The organism is Fictibacillus arsenicus (assembly GCF_001999465.1).
Classification (GTDB): domain Bacteria; phylum Bacillota; class Bacilli; order Bacillales; family Fictibacillaceae; genus Fictibacillus; species Fictibacillus arsenicus.
In genome coordinates this window covers 1,077,035-1,092,846 of the sequence record NZ_MQMF01000002.1, presented here as the reverse complement: position 1 = coordinate 1,092,846, position 15,812 = coordinate 1,077,035, and the positions used below count along the sequence as shown (strand labels likewise).

Genomic DNA, 15,812 nt, shown 5'->3' with positions numbered 1-15,812 from the left:
AAGGGACGCCACAAAATAAAATACATTTTTTGCACGTAACAGAACATCCAGAACAGCACATGAAAAAACACCCCCTTTCATTATATATATGAAAAAATGGATAAGCCTGTAAAGGCAATAGAGGTGTTAGAACAGCCTTTTTTTAGTGTGATAGACAAAGTATATTTATTATCTTTTTACAAAATCATGGGGTATACTATTATACAGATGTTTAACAGGGAGGATTTTTTGAATGGAATTATTTGCACCAGATTTTTGGTCAGCCTTGCTTGCAATCGTCATTATTGACTTAGTTTTAGCAGGAGATAATGCAATTGTTATAGGTTTAGCAGCTAGAAATTTACCGAAAGAAAATCAGAAAAAAGTAATCATTTGGGGTACAGTAGGTGCCATCGTGATTCGTGCAGCAGCAACACTTGCTGTTGTGTGGCTATTGAAAATTCCAGGTTTGCTGCTGGGCGGCGGACTTATCCTTTTATATATTGCTTATAAACTTATGATCGAAGAAAAAGATCATGATATTGAAGCACAAAACAGTGTATTTGCAGCAATCAAGACGATTATCATCGCTGACGCTGTTATGGGTCTTGATAACGTGCTCGCTGTAGCCGGTGCAGCACATGGTGACTTCTTGCTTGTTGTCATCGGATTATTAATCTCTGTACCGATCGTAGTTTGGGGAAGTACTCTATTCTTAAAATTAATCGATCGTTACCCTTACATCATTACAATTGGTGCAGGTGTACTTGCATGGACAGCTTCTAAAATGATTGTCGGCGAAAAATTTATGAAGCCTTATTTTGAGAATGGATTTATCAAGTATGGCTTTGAGATTTTGTTGATTGTGCTTGTTTTAGGACTGGGAACTTGGAAGAAGAAAAAATTAGCGGAAGAAAAAGCAGCAGCGTCTAATGAAAAAGCGCCAGAGCCTTCTAATAACGAAGCATAATTCCAATGACTTGTATGGGAATATTCCTGTACAGGTCTTTTTTATGTTCCACATAGATTAGGTGTCGAAATTTCTATAAAAGTAACTTTACCGTTTATAAATTCCTAATTACCGTTTATAAAATAAGATTACCGTTCATAAAAGCAACATTACCGTGAAAAAAGAATTCACGTACACCTTAATAGGCAAGAAGAACTAAACTGAAAAACTTTTTAATTAAAAATAATTCTAAAGTACTGGTTTGACCTATTTCAATAAAGTTCTGTAAATATTTGTCGATATTTAGCAGAGATATGGAATGGGGGTTAAACAGTTGTTTAAAAAGATACAAACAAAAATTATGCTTTCAGTCAGTGTTCTTGTAGCAATTGCTTTAATATCAGCATCATTATTTTCTTATTTTCAAACGAAGCAGCAGATCGCAGAGAATGTTCAAGAGCAAGCTGCCGGTTTAGCGAACGACGTAAAATCTTCAACAGAGCTGTATTTAGATTCATATGGAAATACCGTAGATCGTTATAGTCAAGACAGCAGACTTATAGACTACTTAAAGATTCTGAAAAAGGATGAAGCAAAAGGATTTAATGAATTCTGGCCAATTGTCGATCAGGATTTTAAACACTTTTTAGAGTTGAACAAAAATGTAGCAGTTCTATATGTGGGAGCTGAAACGAAGCAATTTAAAACTTCACCAGTACTCGAACTTCCTGAAGGATTTGATCCTACTGGACGTCCCTGGTATCAGGCTGCTGTCCAATCACCTGAGAAGATCATGTGGACTGAGCCATATGAAGATGCAAGTTCAGGTGAATATGTAGTTACGGTAGCGAAACCAGTTATAGATCCTGAGACAAACCAAGTTCTGGGAGTAGTTGGATTAGACTTGAGCCTTGCAGGGCTTTCAGGCATGATCAACCAAACAAAAGTAAGCTATAACGGTTATCCAGTCCTGCTCGATCCAAAAGGAATGGCACTTGTTCACCCTAACCAGCAAGGAAAAGATCTGAGTAAAGAATCGTTTGTGAAAGCGATGTATAAGAACGAAAAAGGAAATATTTCATACGAATACAAAGGTGCAGACCGTGAGCTTTATTATACGACGATTTCAGATACAGGGTGGAAGCTGGGGTTTGTGTATGAGACAAATGAACTGTTAAAAGATGCTCAGCAGCTTTTTAACATGATATTAATCTTTGCTTCTATAGCAGTGGTAATTGCCCTTGTAGTAACTTATTTTCTGGCTAAAAGCATATCGAATCCTATTCGCAATCTGCAAAAACAAGTTCAGCTTGTAGCCGAAGGGGATCTGACTGTATCAGTAGAAGCAAAATCCAAAGATGAAGTTGGAACGCTCACTCACCATTTTAATGCCATGGTTGAGAACATGAGAGGACTGATTACATCTGTGAGCCAGTCCGTTGTTACGGTAAATGAATCAACTTCAAATCTAAGTGCAATATCAGAAGAAACAATTGCAGCGAGTGAAGAAGTTTCAAGAGCTGTTGCTGAAATTGCTTCAGGTGCAACAACTCAGGCAGAGGATGCAGATGAAACGAACCGCAGGACACTCGATCTTTCTTCACAGATCGAAAAGGTTAACGAACAGGCTGAAATGATGGCTAGCCTTTCCATTCTAGCAGAAAAAGCAAACAAGAATGGTCTATCACAAATGCATATCCTCCGTGAGAAAACGGGTGAGAGCAATGAGGTTCTGCAAAATATTGAAGAAGTAATCTCTGGCTTAGCTGTTAAAGTAGAAGAGATTGAGCAGGTCATTCAATCCATTACGGAGATCTCGGAGCAAACGAACCTTCTTGCGCTAAATGCAAGTATTGAAGCTGCAAGAGCAGGTGAGAGCGGAAGAGGTTTTGCAGTGGTTGCCGATGAAGTTCGTAAGCTTGCTGAACAATCATCTGTTGCAGCTGATAAAGTAAGAAAAACAATTACTGGCATCGGTGCAGAGTCTGTTCGTGCCGTGAAGGAAATGAAACAAACAAAGCGGATCGCAGAAGATCAGAATAGCACTGTAACCGATACAGAGCGCGCATTTGATGAGATCGCAGATACGATGAACCAGATGGTTAATTCGATTCAGCAGATTACTAGTGAAGTTGAAGTTATCAATAATTATAAAGATGAAGTAGTAGCTTCTATCCAAAGTATAGCTGCTGTTGCTGAACAATCCGCTGCAGCTAGTGAAGAAGTAAGTGCTTCATCAGAAGAGCAAGTCCGCGCACTAGCAACCGTGTCACAGTCGGCAGAAGAATTAAATGATGCTTCCACAGCATTAACAGAAATGATCAAGCATTTTAAAATTTAGTTTAGAGCTATAAGAGGAATCTAGCAATTTTTGATGGTCTTGAAAGTGGTTGATTTCTGTTACAGGTTGCTCGCTTTCCGTGGGGCGGGCGGTGAGCCTCCTTTACCCTTTGGGTAATTAGGAGTCTCACCTGTACCACTTCATAGAAGTATCCTTGCTCCTGCGTCTACAAGTAATTACTAACGATGTAAGCTTCCTCGTCGCATGCCTAGCGAGAAGCTTCTCATGTGGTAGGCACGCACCTTTCACTCCAATCAACTTGTCAGTGAAGAGTCTTCAAACCACCTTTTAGAAAAATACTAAATAAAAAGGAAACGGAGCTATAATCCCGTTTCCTTTTTTCATCTATTAATAGATATCCCGTTTTGAAAACGTAACAAAAGCAATTATGAAACCGGCGAGCCCCCAGACAGCAAGGACAGCCATTGAGAATCCTAGTGACATGCCTTCTATCGGAGTAGCCATTCCGCTTACATAGTTTGTGAGATTCAGGTTCACCATGAAAAAGTACTTAGCACTTTCCCACGATGAAACCATATTGACTAATATAGCTCCTGCAATGAGGGAAGCTAGCATGATGCCCATTACCGCTGCGGTGCTTCGCAGTAGTACCGAAAGCATGAAAGTTAATGTACCTACTATGACGCATACATACCAGACTAGGCCAAACTCCATCAGTATATATTGCCACTGAGGTACAATGTGTACATTGTCTGTCAGCAATTCATCACCTGAAACCGCAAACCCTGTTAAGAGCGGCATATTCCAGCCTCCGTATCCGAACACCAATCCTGATATCCCATATGATAGCACTGCAACTGACAATACGATAAAAGATACCGAGAGCAACATGGCTAAGTATTTACTGAGAAGAATCCGCCATCGTTTTACAGGTCTTGTTAATAGCAGCTTAATGGTGCCTCCGCTGGCCTCTGAGGAAACGAGATCAGCAACGATGACCATGACTAGAAGCGGCAGCAGCAGATCGATCGAGTTCTCTACGAAAATGCGCATAAAAGTTGGTGCACCTGGTGCACGCGGATCGATATCATTCTCGAGATAATATTGCTGCTGAGACAATCTAATTTTTAAATATTTCCGCCATTCATCTTGAATACGGCTAGAGCTGAGTCTGTTTTGTGTATCTGTAATCTCCTGCTGAAGCACTGTGCGCCAGTCCTGGGTTCCCATCTTTTCACGTTGGTCCTGAATCTCCTTGAACTGTGCATATGTAAATAGCGGTACAAGAAAAGCAATAATGAGGGCGATGACATACAGCCTTTTTTTGCGCAAAAGCTTTAGCATTTCATTGCGTACAAGATTAATCAATACTTTCGCCCCCTGTCACTTCTAAGAACAGATCTTCAAGAGAAGGAAGCTGTGTCCTCATTTCTTTTACTTTCACACCAGCCTGTACAAGTTTTTCATTCCATTCTGGCAGAAGAGGTTCGTCATAAAGTGTGATCAGCGTACCGTCCAAACCTTCCTGTACCTCTGTTTCTCTTTCTAAAATCTCTTTTGCAAGAGAAAGAGGCTCTGCTTTCCAGATGACTCTTTCTTGTTCAGCTAAGAGGTTTTGCACAGAGTCCGTCCGAATAACGGCACCTTTTGAAATGATTGCGACTCGGTCACACATGAGCTGAATTTCGCTCAGCAAGTGGGAAGAGACTAGCACACTTAAGTTTTCTTCCCTCGCAAGCGTTCGGATGAACTCACGCATTTCACGTATTCCAGCCGGATCAAGCCCATTCGTAGGCTCGTCCAATATGAGCACTTTCGGTTTTCCTAAAAGAGCCTGTGCTATTCCTAAACGCTGCCTCATTCCAAGTGAATACGTGCTGACGCGATCATGAATCCGGTTTGATAAACCAACTAATGCAACAACTTCCTGAAGTCTGCTTTTTGGAATGGAAGAATCCATATTTGCAAAATGCTCTAAGTTTTCCCATCCTGTTAAATATGGATAGAGTTCTGGATTTTCAACAATACAGCCAAGATGGCGCATCGCTTCTGTAAACTCAGTACGGACATTTTTGCCGCCAATTTTTATCGTGCCTGAAGTAGGAGAAATCAATCCGACGATCATACGAATCGTAGTCGTTTTGCCGGCGCCGTTCGGTCCTAGGAAGCCGAACACTTCACCAGGATAAAGGGTAAAAGAGACACCTTTTATGATTAGCTTCCGCTTGATTTTTTTCGTCAGGTTTTCAACTTCTAAAGCGGGAATATTACTCATGATTCATCTCCTTTTTGTTCAAAGGTGATTAGTGAAGCTACACGTTCTGCGATTAACTTATAACCTTCTTTATTGGGGTGGAACTGATCGGAGTATAAATAGTTTTCAACTTGCAGCTGAAAAAGATCAAACGTTGGTACATAAACAATATTCTCGTACTCAGCAGCTGTTTCAGCGGTTTCGAAATTCCAGTCTCTCACAACAGAAGATGTTGTTTTGGCATCTGGAAGATTGCTAAAAGGGTTATAAAGTCCAACATGATAGATGACAGCATCCCCATTTAATTCTCTAAGCTGTTTATAAATGTTATTTACATTTCTTAAGTAAATTTGCTTCTTGCCGTTGATGGCGTTCATATCCAAGGATTCAAGTACAGCGCCTTGCTGAAACAAGTCGTTCCCGCCGATCGTCATCACGACTACATCAGCTTGCTTCGCTTGTCTTTGAATCTCGCCTTGCTGAATCTGGTTTAGAAGACCACGAGATGTCTCTCCTTTTATGGCCGTATTAAAGAGATTAATATCTTGTTCTGATTTTTCCTTTAATAGATCAGATAAATATCCTGTGTAACCCTTGCCATCAGCGTCTCCTGTTCCGCGTGTCAATGAATCCCCGAGCGCGAAAATGGTAAGCTTGCCATCTTCTTTCTTTGAAGTGGCAGACTCTGTTTTTTCTTTAGGCTGTTCGAATTTTTCGTTGGCTGTAAATTGATCTTGCAGTGTCCAGCCAAGACCAAACAGCCACAAAAGACTTGCCGCAATGGAAACTGCTGAAACAATCGTTAAGGTGTATTTTTTCAAAACAGGTTTCATCCTTCCCAATTCTCATAATCTGTTCTTTCTAGAATAGCAAAAATTACTTCGTATTCTAACTTTTTTGCCTATTTGAGGTAAAATAAACCAAAGGGAGTGGAATCATGAAAATTTTTATTGAGATGATTGAATCATGAAGTGGTCGCCAGTTGGAGAATCACAAAGAATTGAATCGCTGGATATCTTGAGGGGAATTGCAATTTTCGGTATTCTGCTCGTCAATATGAAGTCATTTTCAGGGCCGGACTCACCAATTCGAGCATTGAGTTATGAATACTTTAATCAGTCTTATAACATTTGGACAAACGTGCTGCTAGAATTCTTTGTTCAAGGAAATTTTATTACAATGTTTTCGTTTTTGTTTGGTTTTGGGATGATCCTGATGTCAGAAAGAGCAAAAGAAAATAACCGGAGTTTTTTGCCTGTCTTTTTAAGAAGACAGTTCGTACTGCTATTGTTCGGTGCAGTTCATGTTCTGTTTTTTTGGTACGGTGATATTCTTGTTACGTATGCCGTAGTTGGAGTGATCATGCTTATATTCTATAGGTTGCCAAGAAAAGCATTGTTGGTCACGGGATTGGTTATGATTACCGCGTACAGTTTGTTCATGTCGGTTTTAACGTATGATTACTGGACGAGCGGGGCGGCTTTAAGTTATCAGGAATCATTAAACGCCCAGCATGAAAATGAGATTCAGAAATCCATTCAGATCTATAGCGAGGGAACCTATTCAGAAATTATGCTAGAGAGAATTCGCGAATGGACAGAACTTAATCAATATTTCCTGTTCTTTTTATTCGGTATTTTGCCTATGTTTTTGTTTGGTGCTTATGCCGCCAAGAAGAGGCGTTTTGAAAATAATGCGTTATGGAAGCTATGGGGACTGACTCTCGTTTTGGGTCCTGGGAGTAAAATATTCGCCGTTCTTTTCTTTCCTTATAAAGGAGAAGACTGGCGTTATGATACAGCTATGTCCTGGGGCTATGAATTTGGCGGAGCAATGATGAGCATTTTTTATGTATGTTCGATTGTGCTGCTTTATAGAAGCGGCAAGTTTAAACGATTGTTTAACATGTTTCAGTTTACTGGAAGGATGGCTTTCACCAATTACCTTACTCAATCGGTCATCTCTACCTTTATTTTTTACAGTTATGGACTCGGTCTTTATGGAGAATACGGTCCGTTAACTGGTGTAATAATTGCGGTTATCATCTTCGGTTTACAGGTTCTATTTTCAACATGGTGGTTAAGAAACTATAAAATGGGACCTCTAGAGTGGATTTGGCGCACGTTAACCTATGGTAAGAGGCAAAAATTAAAAAGAACAGATGGGCTGTCCCAAAAGTAAGGTAAACTTACTTTTGGCAGCCCAATTTTTTATTTTTACAAAAAATAAAAAATAAATAATTCTTGAAGAAACCTCTTATAGAGTTGATTGGAGCGCAAATCAATTACTTCCAGTAGCAACTAAGAATGTAGACAACAGCTTTTTAATATATTTTGCATGTTTAATTATAGTACGGTACACTATTGGTAACATATATGAGCATATATTCATATACTGAAAAGATCAATATCTGGGGGTGCCTGTTCATGAAAGAAGACAACGAAAAATATGAACAACTAGATGAGGAAACACTATTTATTGTATCGCAAACCTTTAAAGCACTCTCAGATCCGACCAGGATTCGGATTCTTCACTTATTAGGAGAAAAGGAATGTAATGTCTCAGAAATAGCAGACGAACTGTCACTCATGCAGTCAACAGTATCGCATCAGCTGCGCTTTTTAAAAAACTTAAGACTTGTAAAATTTAGACGTGCAGGAACAACCCTGTATTATTCAATAGATGATGAGCATGTGATGACTCTCTTGAATCAATCGATTCATCACGCAAGACATGACTAGAGAGAGGAGGAACAGCGATGAAGGAACATAAGATTACCGGATTATCCTGCGGCCACTGTGCATTGAAACTGCAGGAGCAAATTCAACAGCTTCCAGGCGGAGAAGAGACTCAAGTCCAATTCAATTCAAGTAAAATTATTTTAGACGAAGAAGTCGATATGGATGCTGTCCGTTCGATACTTTCATCAGAAAAAGTTCGATTTGAAGCAGATGGGAATCCAAAAGGTCCGAACTGGCTTATGATTTTTCTGTATGTTTCAGCTGCAGCATTTATAGCTGCATTAACGGCTGAATGGTATACGGAACAACCGGCTTTGCCAATAGTCTTTTACGGAATTGCGACGATTCTGTCTGGGTATCCAACGTTCATGAAAGGTCTGCGCAACTTAGCAAAATTAAAATTCGATATTAATACTTTGATGACGGTCGCGTTAATAGGGGCTGTCTCTATTGGAGAGTGGAGAGAAGCTGCTCTTGTAGCGATTCTGTTTGGTATCAATGAACTGCTTGAATCGTATGGTATGGAGAAAGCTCGCAAGTCTATGGAAACTCTTCTGAAAGTCGCTCCTAAGGAAGCTGTCTTATTAAAAGATGGAAAGACTGAAATCATTTCAATAGAAGAATTGAACGTGGACGACATTGTCCTTGTAAAAACAGGTCAAAAGATTCCTTCCGATGGACTCGTTGTTCATGGTAAAAGCTCTGTAAACGAAGCAGCGATTACTGGAGAATCTCTGCCTGTTGAAAAAGAAAACGGAGAACCAGTTTTTGGCGGAAGCATTAATAATGAAGGAGTTCTTCATGTTAAGATAACGAAAACCTATAAGCAATCTGCTCTTTCTAAAATTCTTGCTCTAGTCCAAGAAGCACAAGAATCCAAAACACCTACTGAGTTGTTTATTAACCGGTTTGCGAATTACTATACACCTGCAATCATGATTATTTCGGCACTTGTGATGCTTGTTCCGCCTCTTTTATTTAATGGTGCATGGGGTGAATGGTTTTATCAAGGATTAGCTGTATTGATCGTCGGATGTCCATGTGCTCTGATTTTGTCATCGCCTATCGCTATCCTATCAGGGATTACAGTAAATGCCCGAAACGGTATTCTGATCAAAGGCGGGGCATATTTAGAGCAGCTTTCCAAGATTGAAGTCATCGCTTTTGATAAGACGGGGACGTTAACGTTAGGTGAGCCGCATGTTGTGGCAGACGCATTATTTCATCCTGACTTCTATAAAGTCGCATATGCCATTGAAAAGTCTTCGTCTCATCCTTTAGCAAAAGCAGTTATTAAGCGCTGTGAAGAAATTGGTACAGAAGAAGTCGAGGTTGATGAGATCAAAACGGTTTCAGGACAAGGGATTTCTGCAATCATTGAGGGTACTACTTACCGATTAGGCAATGAAAAGATAATTGGTGAAACGGATGCAGATGAAGAAGCTGCAAAAGTGATTGAACAATATAAACAAGAGGGCAATACCATAGTGCTTGTTGCCAAAGATAGAGAGATATTAGGCATATTCGCAATCGCTGATGAAATCCGTAAAGAAAGTGCAAATATCATTCGTGACCTTCATAATAACGGTATAAAAGAAACAGTTATGTTAACAGGAGATCATCCTTTAGTTGCAGAAAAAGTGGCAAAGAAGACAGGGGTATCTGCTTTCTATGGCGGACTTCTGCCAGAAGAAAAGGTTAGAAAGGTTAGAGAATTAAAAGAAAATTATAAAGTAGCCATGATCGGAGATGGAATCAATGATGCGCCGGCACTTGCCACAGCGGATCTTGGAATCGCTATGGGTAAAGGAACGGACAGCGCTATTGAAACAGCTGATATCGTGCTCATGCAGGATCACTTAGGCAAACTGCCTGATGCGGTAGAGGTATCTCGCAAAGTGAACACGGTCATTAAGTGGAACATTGGCCTCTCACTCGGATTGAAATTGTTTGCTCTGCTGCTGACAATCCCAGGCTGGCTGACGCTATGGATCGCTATCCTTTCCGATATGGGAGCAACCATCCTTGTTACACTGATCAGCTTAACGGTATTGCTTCACAACAGAAAATAATAAAGGCTGTTTTTGTACAATGATGCTTATGAAAGTAGTTGATTTCCGTTTCAGGTGCTCCCTTTCCGCTGGGTGTGCGGTGAGCCTCCTTGGCGCTATGCACCATTAGGAGTCTCACCTGTCCCACTGATCCCGCAGGAGTCTCGCACCTTACACTCCAATCAACTTAGCAATGAAGAAAGGTAACAAAGCAACAACCTTTTAGAGTAAATCCTTTTGTAAGCATTACTGCATTCGGACAGTGGTAGAGTTTGATCCTATTATTCATCAATGAAGATTCTGAAGAACATGCTTTTCTATAGATAATTAAGCCATGCATTTGCGTGGCTTTTTTAGTACGCTTAATGTGTATAAGGGAGAGTTTATTAGGAGGACTTCATAAATGTCTGAAACGCTATTAACGTTTTTTAAAGAATATAGAGAATGGGCAATACCCGCTTCTATTTTATTAAATGTGATTATCGCAATATTAGGGATTGTTCCATCTGTCTTTTTAACTGCTGCTAATATTCTTTTCTTTGGCTTCTGGAACGGTACCCTCATATCGTTTATTGGAGAAGCAGCGGGTGCAGCAATTTCATTTTTGTTATATAGGAAAGGATTTAAAAAAGTATCAAGGCAGAAGCTAGAGGGGTACCCCCGGGTGGTTAGGCTTTTAGAAGCAAAAGGAAAAGAAGCTTTCATCCTGATCTTTTCGTTGCGTCTGCTTCCGTTTGTTCCTTCTGGTCTTGTGACATTTGCTGGAGCGATCGGAGCAGTATCAGCATTAGTATTCGTTGCTGCCAGTTCCATCGGGAAAGTACCTGCGTTGCTGTTAGAAGCTTATTCTGTGTATAACGTTACAGAATGGAATACGGAAGGGAAGATTATTTTAGGCATTATAGCAGCCGCAGGTATATATGTAATTGTAAAAAAAACAAGATCATAAACAAATTATTTGCATACTATAGGGGGGTATAGTATATTCTAATTAAGAAAGCATCCCTGCAGGGAAGGATGATGAAAATGGATAAATTAACACATCGATGTGAAAGTGACAAACAAGACTTAAACAATCGTTTAAAAAAGATCGAAGGCCAGGTCCGCGGACTGCAAAAGATGATTGAGGAAGACCGTTATTGTATAGATGTTCTTGTTCAAATCTCTGCGGTTACAGCAGGATTAAAAAGGGTAGGCTTTCAACTGATGGAGAACCATACCCACCATTGTGTAGCTGATGCGGTTAAGTCAGGTGACGGCGAAGCATCAATCGATGAACTGATGAAAGTGATTAAACAATTTTCCAAATCATAAAAAGGCTGGTGAATACCATGAGCCAAAAGGAAACGAATTTAGATATAACTGGAATGACATGTTCAGCATGTGCAGTACGAATTGAAAAAGTTTTAAACAAAATGGATGGTGTTGACGCAAACGTTAACTTAGCCATGGAAAAAGCCTCAGTAAAATATGATCCAGATGTAACAACACTCACAGATATAGAACAAAAAATTGAAAAGCTGGGGTATGGAGTGACGAAGGAGAAGGTGGAACTTGATATCTCAGGTATGACATGTGCAGCTTGTTCAACTCGTATTGAAAAAAGTCTCAACCGGATGGAAGGTATCTCTATAGCCTCTGTTAACCTGACAGGTGAAACTGGTACGGTAGAGTATAACCCTGCTGTTGTATCAATAGAAGATATGTTATCAAAAATTGAGAAGCTGGGTTACAAAGGTTCGATTAAGCAAGACAGGGAAACAAAAAAGTCAAAGAAAGAAGAAGAAATCACTTCTAAGAAAAGAAAACTGATTCTTTCTATTGTTTTATCCCTCCCGCTTCTCTATACGATGCTGGCTCACATGCCTTGGGATACAGGACTCCCGATGCCCCATCTTTTAATGAATCCTTGGTTTCAGTTAGTGCTGGCATCTATTGTTCAGTTTTATATAGGCGGTCAATTCTACGTTGGGGCATATCGTGCGCTTCGTAATAAGAGTGCCAATATGGATGTACTCGTTGCATTGGGTACATCAGCAGCATTCTTTTATAGTGTTGCTGAAGCATTTAAGACAATCGGCAGCCCTGATTATATGCCGCAGCTATATTTTGAAACGAGTGCTGTGCTCATCACATTGATTCTTGTGGGTAAATATTTTGAGACACTTGCTAAAGGGCGGACGACAGAAGCCATTTCAAAACTATTGAATCTCCAGGCAAAGGAAGCAACTATTATCCGGGATGGCCAAGAAGTTAAGATTCCTTTAGATCAAGTTGCTGCTGGTGATATATTAATTGTAAAACCAGGCGAAAAGATTCCCGTAGACGGCAAGGTTATTTCAGGTAACTCATCTGTAGATGAAAGTATGATTACCGGAGAATCCATCCCTGTTGAAAAAACAGAAGGTGACCCGGTTATCGGCTCAACTATCAACAAAAATGGGACACTTCGGATGGAAGCACAAAAAGTAGGAAAAGAAACGGCACTTGCCGGCATTATTAAAATCGTAGAAGAAGCCCAAGGATCTAAGGCACCGATTCAAAGAATGGCTGACTATATCTCCGGGATTTTTGTACCGATTGTCGTCGGTATTTCGATCATTGCATTCCTTGTGTGGTATTTCTTTGTTTCGCCTGGAGACCTGCCACAAGCTCTTGAAGTTGCTATTGCTATCTTAGTAATCGCATGTCCTTGTGCACTTGGGCTCGCAACGCCTACTTCCATCATGGTTGGAACAGGTAAAGGTGCTGAACAGGGAATCCTTTTTAAAGGCGGAGAGTACCTGGAAGGGGCACACAAAATCAATGCTGTTCTTCTAGATAAAACGGGTACGGTTACAAAAGGAAAGCCCGAAGTAACAGACGTCATTGAATTAAAAGAAGGATTTTTAGCGGAAGTGATTTCAGCTGAGAAAAATTCGGAACATCCATTGGCAGAAGCTATTGTTGAATATGGAAAGAATAATGAGATTGAATCGTTGGATGCAGAATCCTTTTCAGCTATTCCAGGACACGGAATTGAAGCTGTTGTGAATGGGAAAAACATTCTTGTCGGGACACGAAAGCTGATGAAAGAAAAAGCTGTTTCTTTTGATCAGCATGAAGAAACCATGAGTAACCTTGAATCTGAAGGGAAAACAGCTATGCTTGCTGCAGCAGATGGTGAGCTGGTAAGCATCATTGCAGTAGCAGACACGGTGAAGGATTCATCTAAAGAAGCGATTAAACGTTTGTTTAATATGGGTATTGATGTATATATGATCACTGGTGACAATGAAAGAACAGCCCAAGCAATAGCAAAACAAGTAGGTATCCAAGGTGTTTTTGCAGAAGTACTTCCAGAAGAAAAAGCGAACAAAGTCAAAGAGCTTCAGAAACAAGGAAAAAAAGTTGCCATGGTTGGTGACGGCATCAATGATGCGCCAGCCCTTGCTACCGCGGATATTGGGATGGCAATCGGAACAGGCACTGATGTAGCGATTGAAGCCGCAGATGTTACCCTTGTCGGCGGGGATTTGAATCATATTCCAAAGGCGATCGAATTAAGCCGAAAAACGATGAGAAACATCAGACAGAACTTATTCTGGGCATTGTTTTATAATACTGCCGGTATTCCAATTGCTGCCTTCGGATTGCTGGAGCCTTGGGTAGCAGGAGCCGCAATGGCGTTCAGCTCAGTATCCGTAGTTTCAAATGCATTACGATTAAAAAGAATAAAACTTAACTAAAGGCACTTTTCTAAAAAAATGTTGCTACTGAGAGACTTTCAAAAGTTCATCATTGAATAGTTAATTGGAGCGGAAGGGCGAGACTCCTGCAGGACGAGCGGGGCAGGTGAGACCACTCAATGTACGCAGTACAGAGGGGGCTCACCGCACGCCCTGCGGAAAGCGAGCACTGCAGCGGAAATTAACTACTTTAAAGACAACATGATTTGCGAAAACAGCCAAACTAAAAAACAGGAGGAATAAATGATGGAAAAGAAAACATTAAAAGTAGAAGGTATGACTTGTGGACATTGCAAAAGTGCGGTAACAAACGCATTAACAGAACTTGACGGGGTAAAGAATGTTACTGTACACCTTGAAACAGGAACGGTAGATGTAGAAGTCGATGAATCAAAAGTGTCTGATTCACAGATGCGTGAAGCGATTGAAGAACAAGGATATGACGTAAAAGCATAAATATGAAAAGCCTCCCAACGTTCCGGGAGGCTTTTTTTATGAAGTGATAGGTTGTCCAAATTTAAATATTTCCCTTTAATGCTTTGGCTACTTTCGCTACACGAGCTCCTAAACGAGAAGCCATTTTTTTCTCTGCATCAACAGGCTGTTTACTTCCGTCAGCTCCTGCAACGGTTGAAGCCGCATACGGTGAACCGCCGATGCCATCTGCTGTCATCTGCTCAGGATTCTCACCATAAGGCAGGCCAACATAAATCATTCCAAAGTGCATAAGGGGAACGAAAGAAGTAATGGCCGTAGATTCCTGTCCTCCATGTATCGTGTTTGAGCTTGTAATAACAGCGGTTGCTTTGCCTTCAAGATCACCATTAGCCCAAAGACCACCGGCAGAATCTAATAGCTGTTTGATTTGTGCTGGCATCATGCCGTATCGAGTCGGGATGCCCCAAACAATTCCATCAGCCCATTTCAAATCATCCAAAGTTACTTCAGGAATATCAGACTGTGCTTCTTGCGCTTTTACATAAGCGTCCTGCTGAGACATATATTGTTTTGTCACTTCAAACTCAGGAACTTTTACGACTTTCACTTCAGTTCCATCTACTTGCTTAACTCCTTCAGAAGCCGCGAGGGCCATCTCATAAATATGTCCATATGAACTGTAATATACAACCAAAATATTAGCCAAAATGTTTCCTCCTTTAAAGTTATGACTTTAATACTCTTCCCGATTTTTCGTTTTGGAAATCATAAAAATCCGCCTGAGTGTTCAGGCGGTCATTTTTTAATAATAGGGATAGGGATATGGATATGGGTAATAAGGATACGGATAGGGCGGGTATGGATAAGGTGGATAATAAGGATAAAGAGACAAAGCTGCAAGTGTTGCCAGCGGAAAGATCTGACGGTAGAATCTCCTGTAGCGCGGTCTTCCATACCATTGACGCTGATTTTGCTGCTGAGTACCTTGCTGCTGCATAGTCTGCTGCGGTCCAGCAGCTTGCTGGCTTGTTCCTTGTCCCTGAGCTATTTGTGGACTTTCTTGTTCATCTGCTGGCATCATGTCCTGTGGGACAAGCATATACACATTTTTCTTGTCTAGATCGGTTATGATTCCTTCAGTTTGCTGACCATCGTTTGTTTTAACAATCACATGGTAATACATATGATGCCGACATGTTTGGTGCATGTTTTGAGCGCGTACTTGTTCTTCAAATTCATTTTGATTATTGCTCATTGGCTATCACTCCTTCCCACTTTATTTCTATTTTTTATTTTTACTTGTTATGCATAACTAAATAAAATCCGTATTTTTACGCAAAAAAAAAGAACCGCAAACGAGCTGCAGTTCT

Annotated in this window: 14 protein-coding genes; 9 read left to right on the top strand and 5 right to left on the bottom strand. The window is 40.5% G+C overall.

Annotated elements, in window-relative coordinates; all coding sequences use genetic code 11:
• The first annotated feature begins 232 nt into the window (after positions 1-232).
• Positions 233-949: a TerC family protein gene (locus UN64_RS12795; RefSeq protein ID WP_077363256.1), complete on the top strand. Its 717-nt coding sequence runs from the start codon at positions 233-235 to the stop codon at positions 947-949.
• 313 nt (positions 950-1,262) lie between these two features.
• Positions 1,263-3,269, top strand: coding sequence for a methyl-accepting chemotaxis protein (locus UN64_RS12790; RefSeq protein WP_171978896.1), 2,007 nt, complete (start codon positions 1,263-1,265; stop codon positions 3,267-3,269).
• A 348-nt stretch (positions 3,270-3,617) separates the two neighbouring features.
• Here UN64_RS12790 and UN64_RS12785 read toward each other — a convergent pair whose 3' ends face one another.
• From UN64_RS12785 to UN64_RS12775, 3 genes are read right to left on the bottom strand one after another with little or no spacing between them, the layout of a single operon-like run.
• Complete coding sequence (locus UN64_RS12785) at positions 3,618-4,598, bottom strand: ABC transporter permease (protein WP_077363252.1); 981 nt, start codon at positions 4,596-4,598, stop codon at positions 3,618-3,620.
• On the bottom strand, positions 4,591-5,505 hold the full coding sequence (locus UN64_RS12780; protein WP_077363250.1) for an ABC transporter ATP-binding protein: 915 nt from the start codon (positions 5,503-5,505) through the stop codon (positions 4,591-4,593). Before UN64_RS12780 ends, UN64_RS12785 begins: the two co-directional genes overlap by 8 nt.
• On the bottom strand, positions 5,502-6,305 hold the full coding sequence (locus tag UN64_RS12775) for a GDSL-type esterase/lipase family protein (protein ID WP_077363789.1): 804 nt from the start codon (positions 6,303-6,305) through the stop codon (positions 5,502-5,504). The genes UN64_RS12780 and UN64_RS12775 overlap by 4 nt, the downstream gene beginning before the upstream one ends.
• Positions 6,306-6,450: 145 nt before the next feature.
• Here UN64_RS12775 and UN64_RS12770 point away from each other — a divergent pair, with 145 nt between their 5' ends.
• The 7 genes from UN64_RS12770 (at position 6,451) to copZ (ending at position 14,460) form a co-directional block, all read left to right on the top strand.
• A complete protein-coding gene (locus UN64_RS12770) occupies positions 6,451-7,665 on the top strand; it encodes a DUF418 domain-containing protein (RefSeq protein WP_077363248.1) in 1,215 nt (404 codons plus the stop codon).
• Between the two features lie 245 nt (positions 7,666-7,910).
• Positions 7,911-8,225 (top strand): ArsR/SmtB family transcription factor, encoded by a 315-nt coding sequence (locus UN64_RS12765; RefSeq protein WP_077363246.1) that lies wholly within the window; start codon positions 7,911-7,913, stop codon positions 8,223-8,225.
• Between the two features lie 17 nt (positions 8,226-8,242).
• Positions 8,243-10,297 carry a heavy metal translocating P-type ATPase gene (locus UN64_RS12760; RefSeq protein WP_077363244.1) on the top strand — a complete coding sequence of 685 codons (2,055 nt, stop codon included), beginning with the start codon at positions 8,243-8,245 and terminating at the stop codon, positions 10,295-10,297.
• Positions 10,298-10,679: 382 nt separating this feature from the next.
• Entirely contained in the window at positions 10,680-11,225 is a 546-nt protein-coding gene (locus UN64_RS12755; protein ID WP_077363242.1) for a TVP38/TMEM64 family protein, read from the top strand.
• Between the two features lie 77 nt (positions 11,226-11,302).
• Positions 11,303-11,590, top strand: a complete 288-nt coding sequence (locus tag UN64_RS12750; protein WP_077363240.1) for a metal-sensing transcriptional repressor — start codon at positions 11,303-11,305, stop codon at positions 11,588-11,590.
• Positions 11,591-11,607: 17 nt separating this feature from the next.
• Positions 11,608-14,004 (top strand): heavy metal translocating P-type ATPase, encoded by a 2,397-nt coding sequence (locus UN64_RS12745; protein ID WP_077363238.1) that lies wholly within the window; start codon positions 11,608-11,610, stop codon positions 14,002-14,004.
• A 246-nt stretch (positions 14,005-14,250) separates the two neighbouring features.
• Positions 14,251-14,460 carry a copper chaperone CopZ gene (gene copZ, locus UN64_RS12740; RefSeq protein ID WP_077363236.1) on the top strand — a complete coding sequence of 70 codons (210 nt, stop codon included), beginning with the start codon at positions 14,251-14,253 and terminating at the stop codon, positions 14,458-14,460.
• 61 nt (positions 14,461-14,521) lie between these two features.
• Here copZ and wrbA read toward each other — a convergent pair whose 3' ends face one another.
• Positions 14,522-15,148 (bottom strand): NAD(P)H:quinone oxidoreductase, encoded by a 627-nt coding sequence (gene wrbA / locus UN64_RS12735; protein ID WP_077363234.1) that lies wholly within the window; start codon positions 15,146-15,148, stop codon positions 14,522-14,524.
• Positions 15,149-15,244: 96 nt separating this feature from the next.
• Positions 15,245-15,697 carry a hypothetical protein gene (locus UN64_RS12730; protein ID WP_077363232.1) on the bottom strand — a complete coding sequence of 151 codons (453 nt, stop codon included), beginning with the start codon at positions 15,695-15,697 and terminating at the stop codon, positions 15,245-15,247.
• Positions 15,698-15,812: the final 115 nt, after the last annotated feature.

What these genes read in the sequence shown, in the direction of transcription:
- UN64_RS12795 (WP_077363256.1), top strand. Translation starts at nt 233, where the DNA reads ATGGAATTATTTGCACCAGATTTTTGGTCAGCCTTGCTTGCAATCGTC.
- UN64_RS12780 (WP_077363250.1), bottom strand. Translation starts at nt 5,505, where the DNA reads ATGAGTAATATTCCCGCTTTAGAAGTTGAAAACCTGACGAAAAAAATC.
- UN64_RS12770 (WP_077363248.1), top strand. Translation starts at nt 6,451, where the DNA reads ATGAAGTGGTCGCCAGTTGGAGAATCACAAAGAATTGAATCGCTGGAT.
- UN64_RS12765 (WP_077363246.1), top strand. Translation starts at nt 7,911, where the DNA reads ATGAAAGAAGACAACGAAAAATATGAACAACTAGATGAGGAAACACTA.
- UN64_RS12760 (WP_077363244.1), top strand. Translation starts at nt 8,243, where the DNA reads ATGAAGGAACATAAGATTACCGGATTATCCTGCGGCCACTGTGCATTG.
- UN64_RS12755 (WP_077363242.1), top strand. Translation starts at nt 10,680, where the DNA reads ATGTCTGAAACGCTATTAACGTTTTTTAAAGAATATAGAGAATGGGCA.
- UN64_RS12750 (WP_077363240.1), top strand. Translation starts at nt 11,303, where the DNA reads ATGGATAAATTAACACATCGATGTGAAAGTGACAAACAAGACTTAAAC.
- UN64_RS12745 (WP_077363238.1), top strand. Translation starts at nt 11,608, where the DNA reads ATGAGCCAAAAGGAAACGAATTTAGATATAACTGGAATGACATGTTCA.
- copZ (WP_077363236.1), top strand. Translation starts at nt 14,251, where the DNA reads ATGGAAAAGAAAACATTAAAAGTAGAAGGTATGACTTGTGGACATTGC.
- UN64_RS12730 (WP_077363232.1), bottom strand. Translation starts at nt 15,697, where the DNA reads ATGAGCAATAATCAAAATGAATTTGAAGAACAAGTACGCGCTCAAAAC.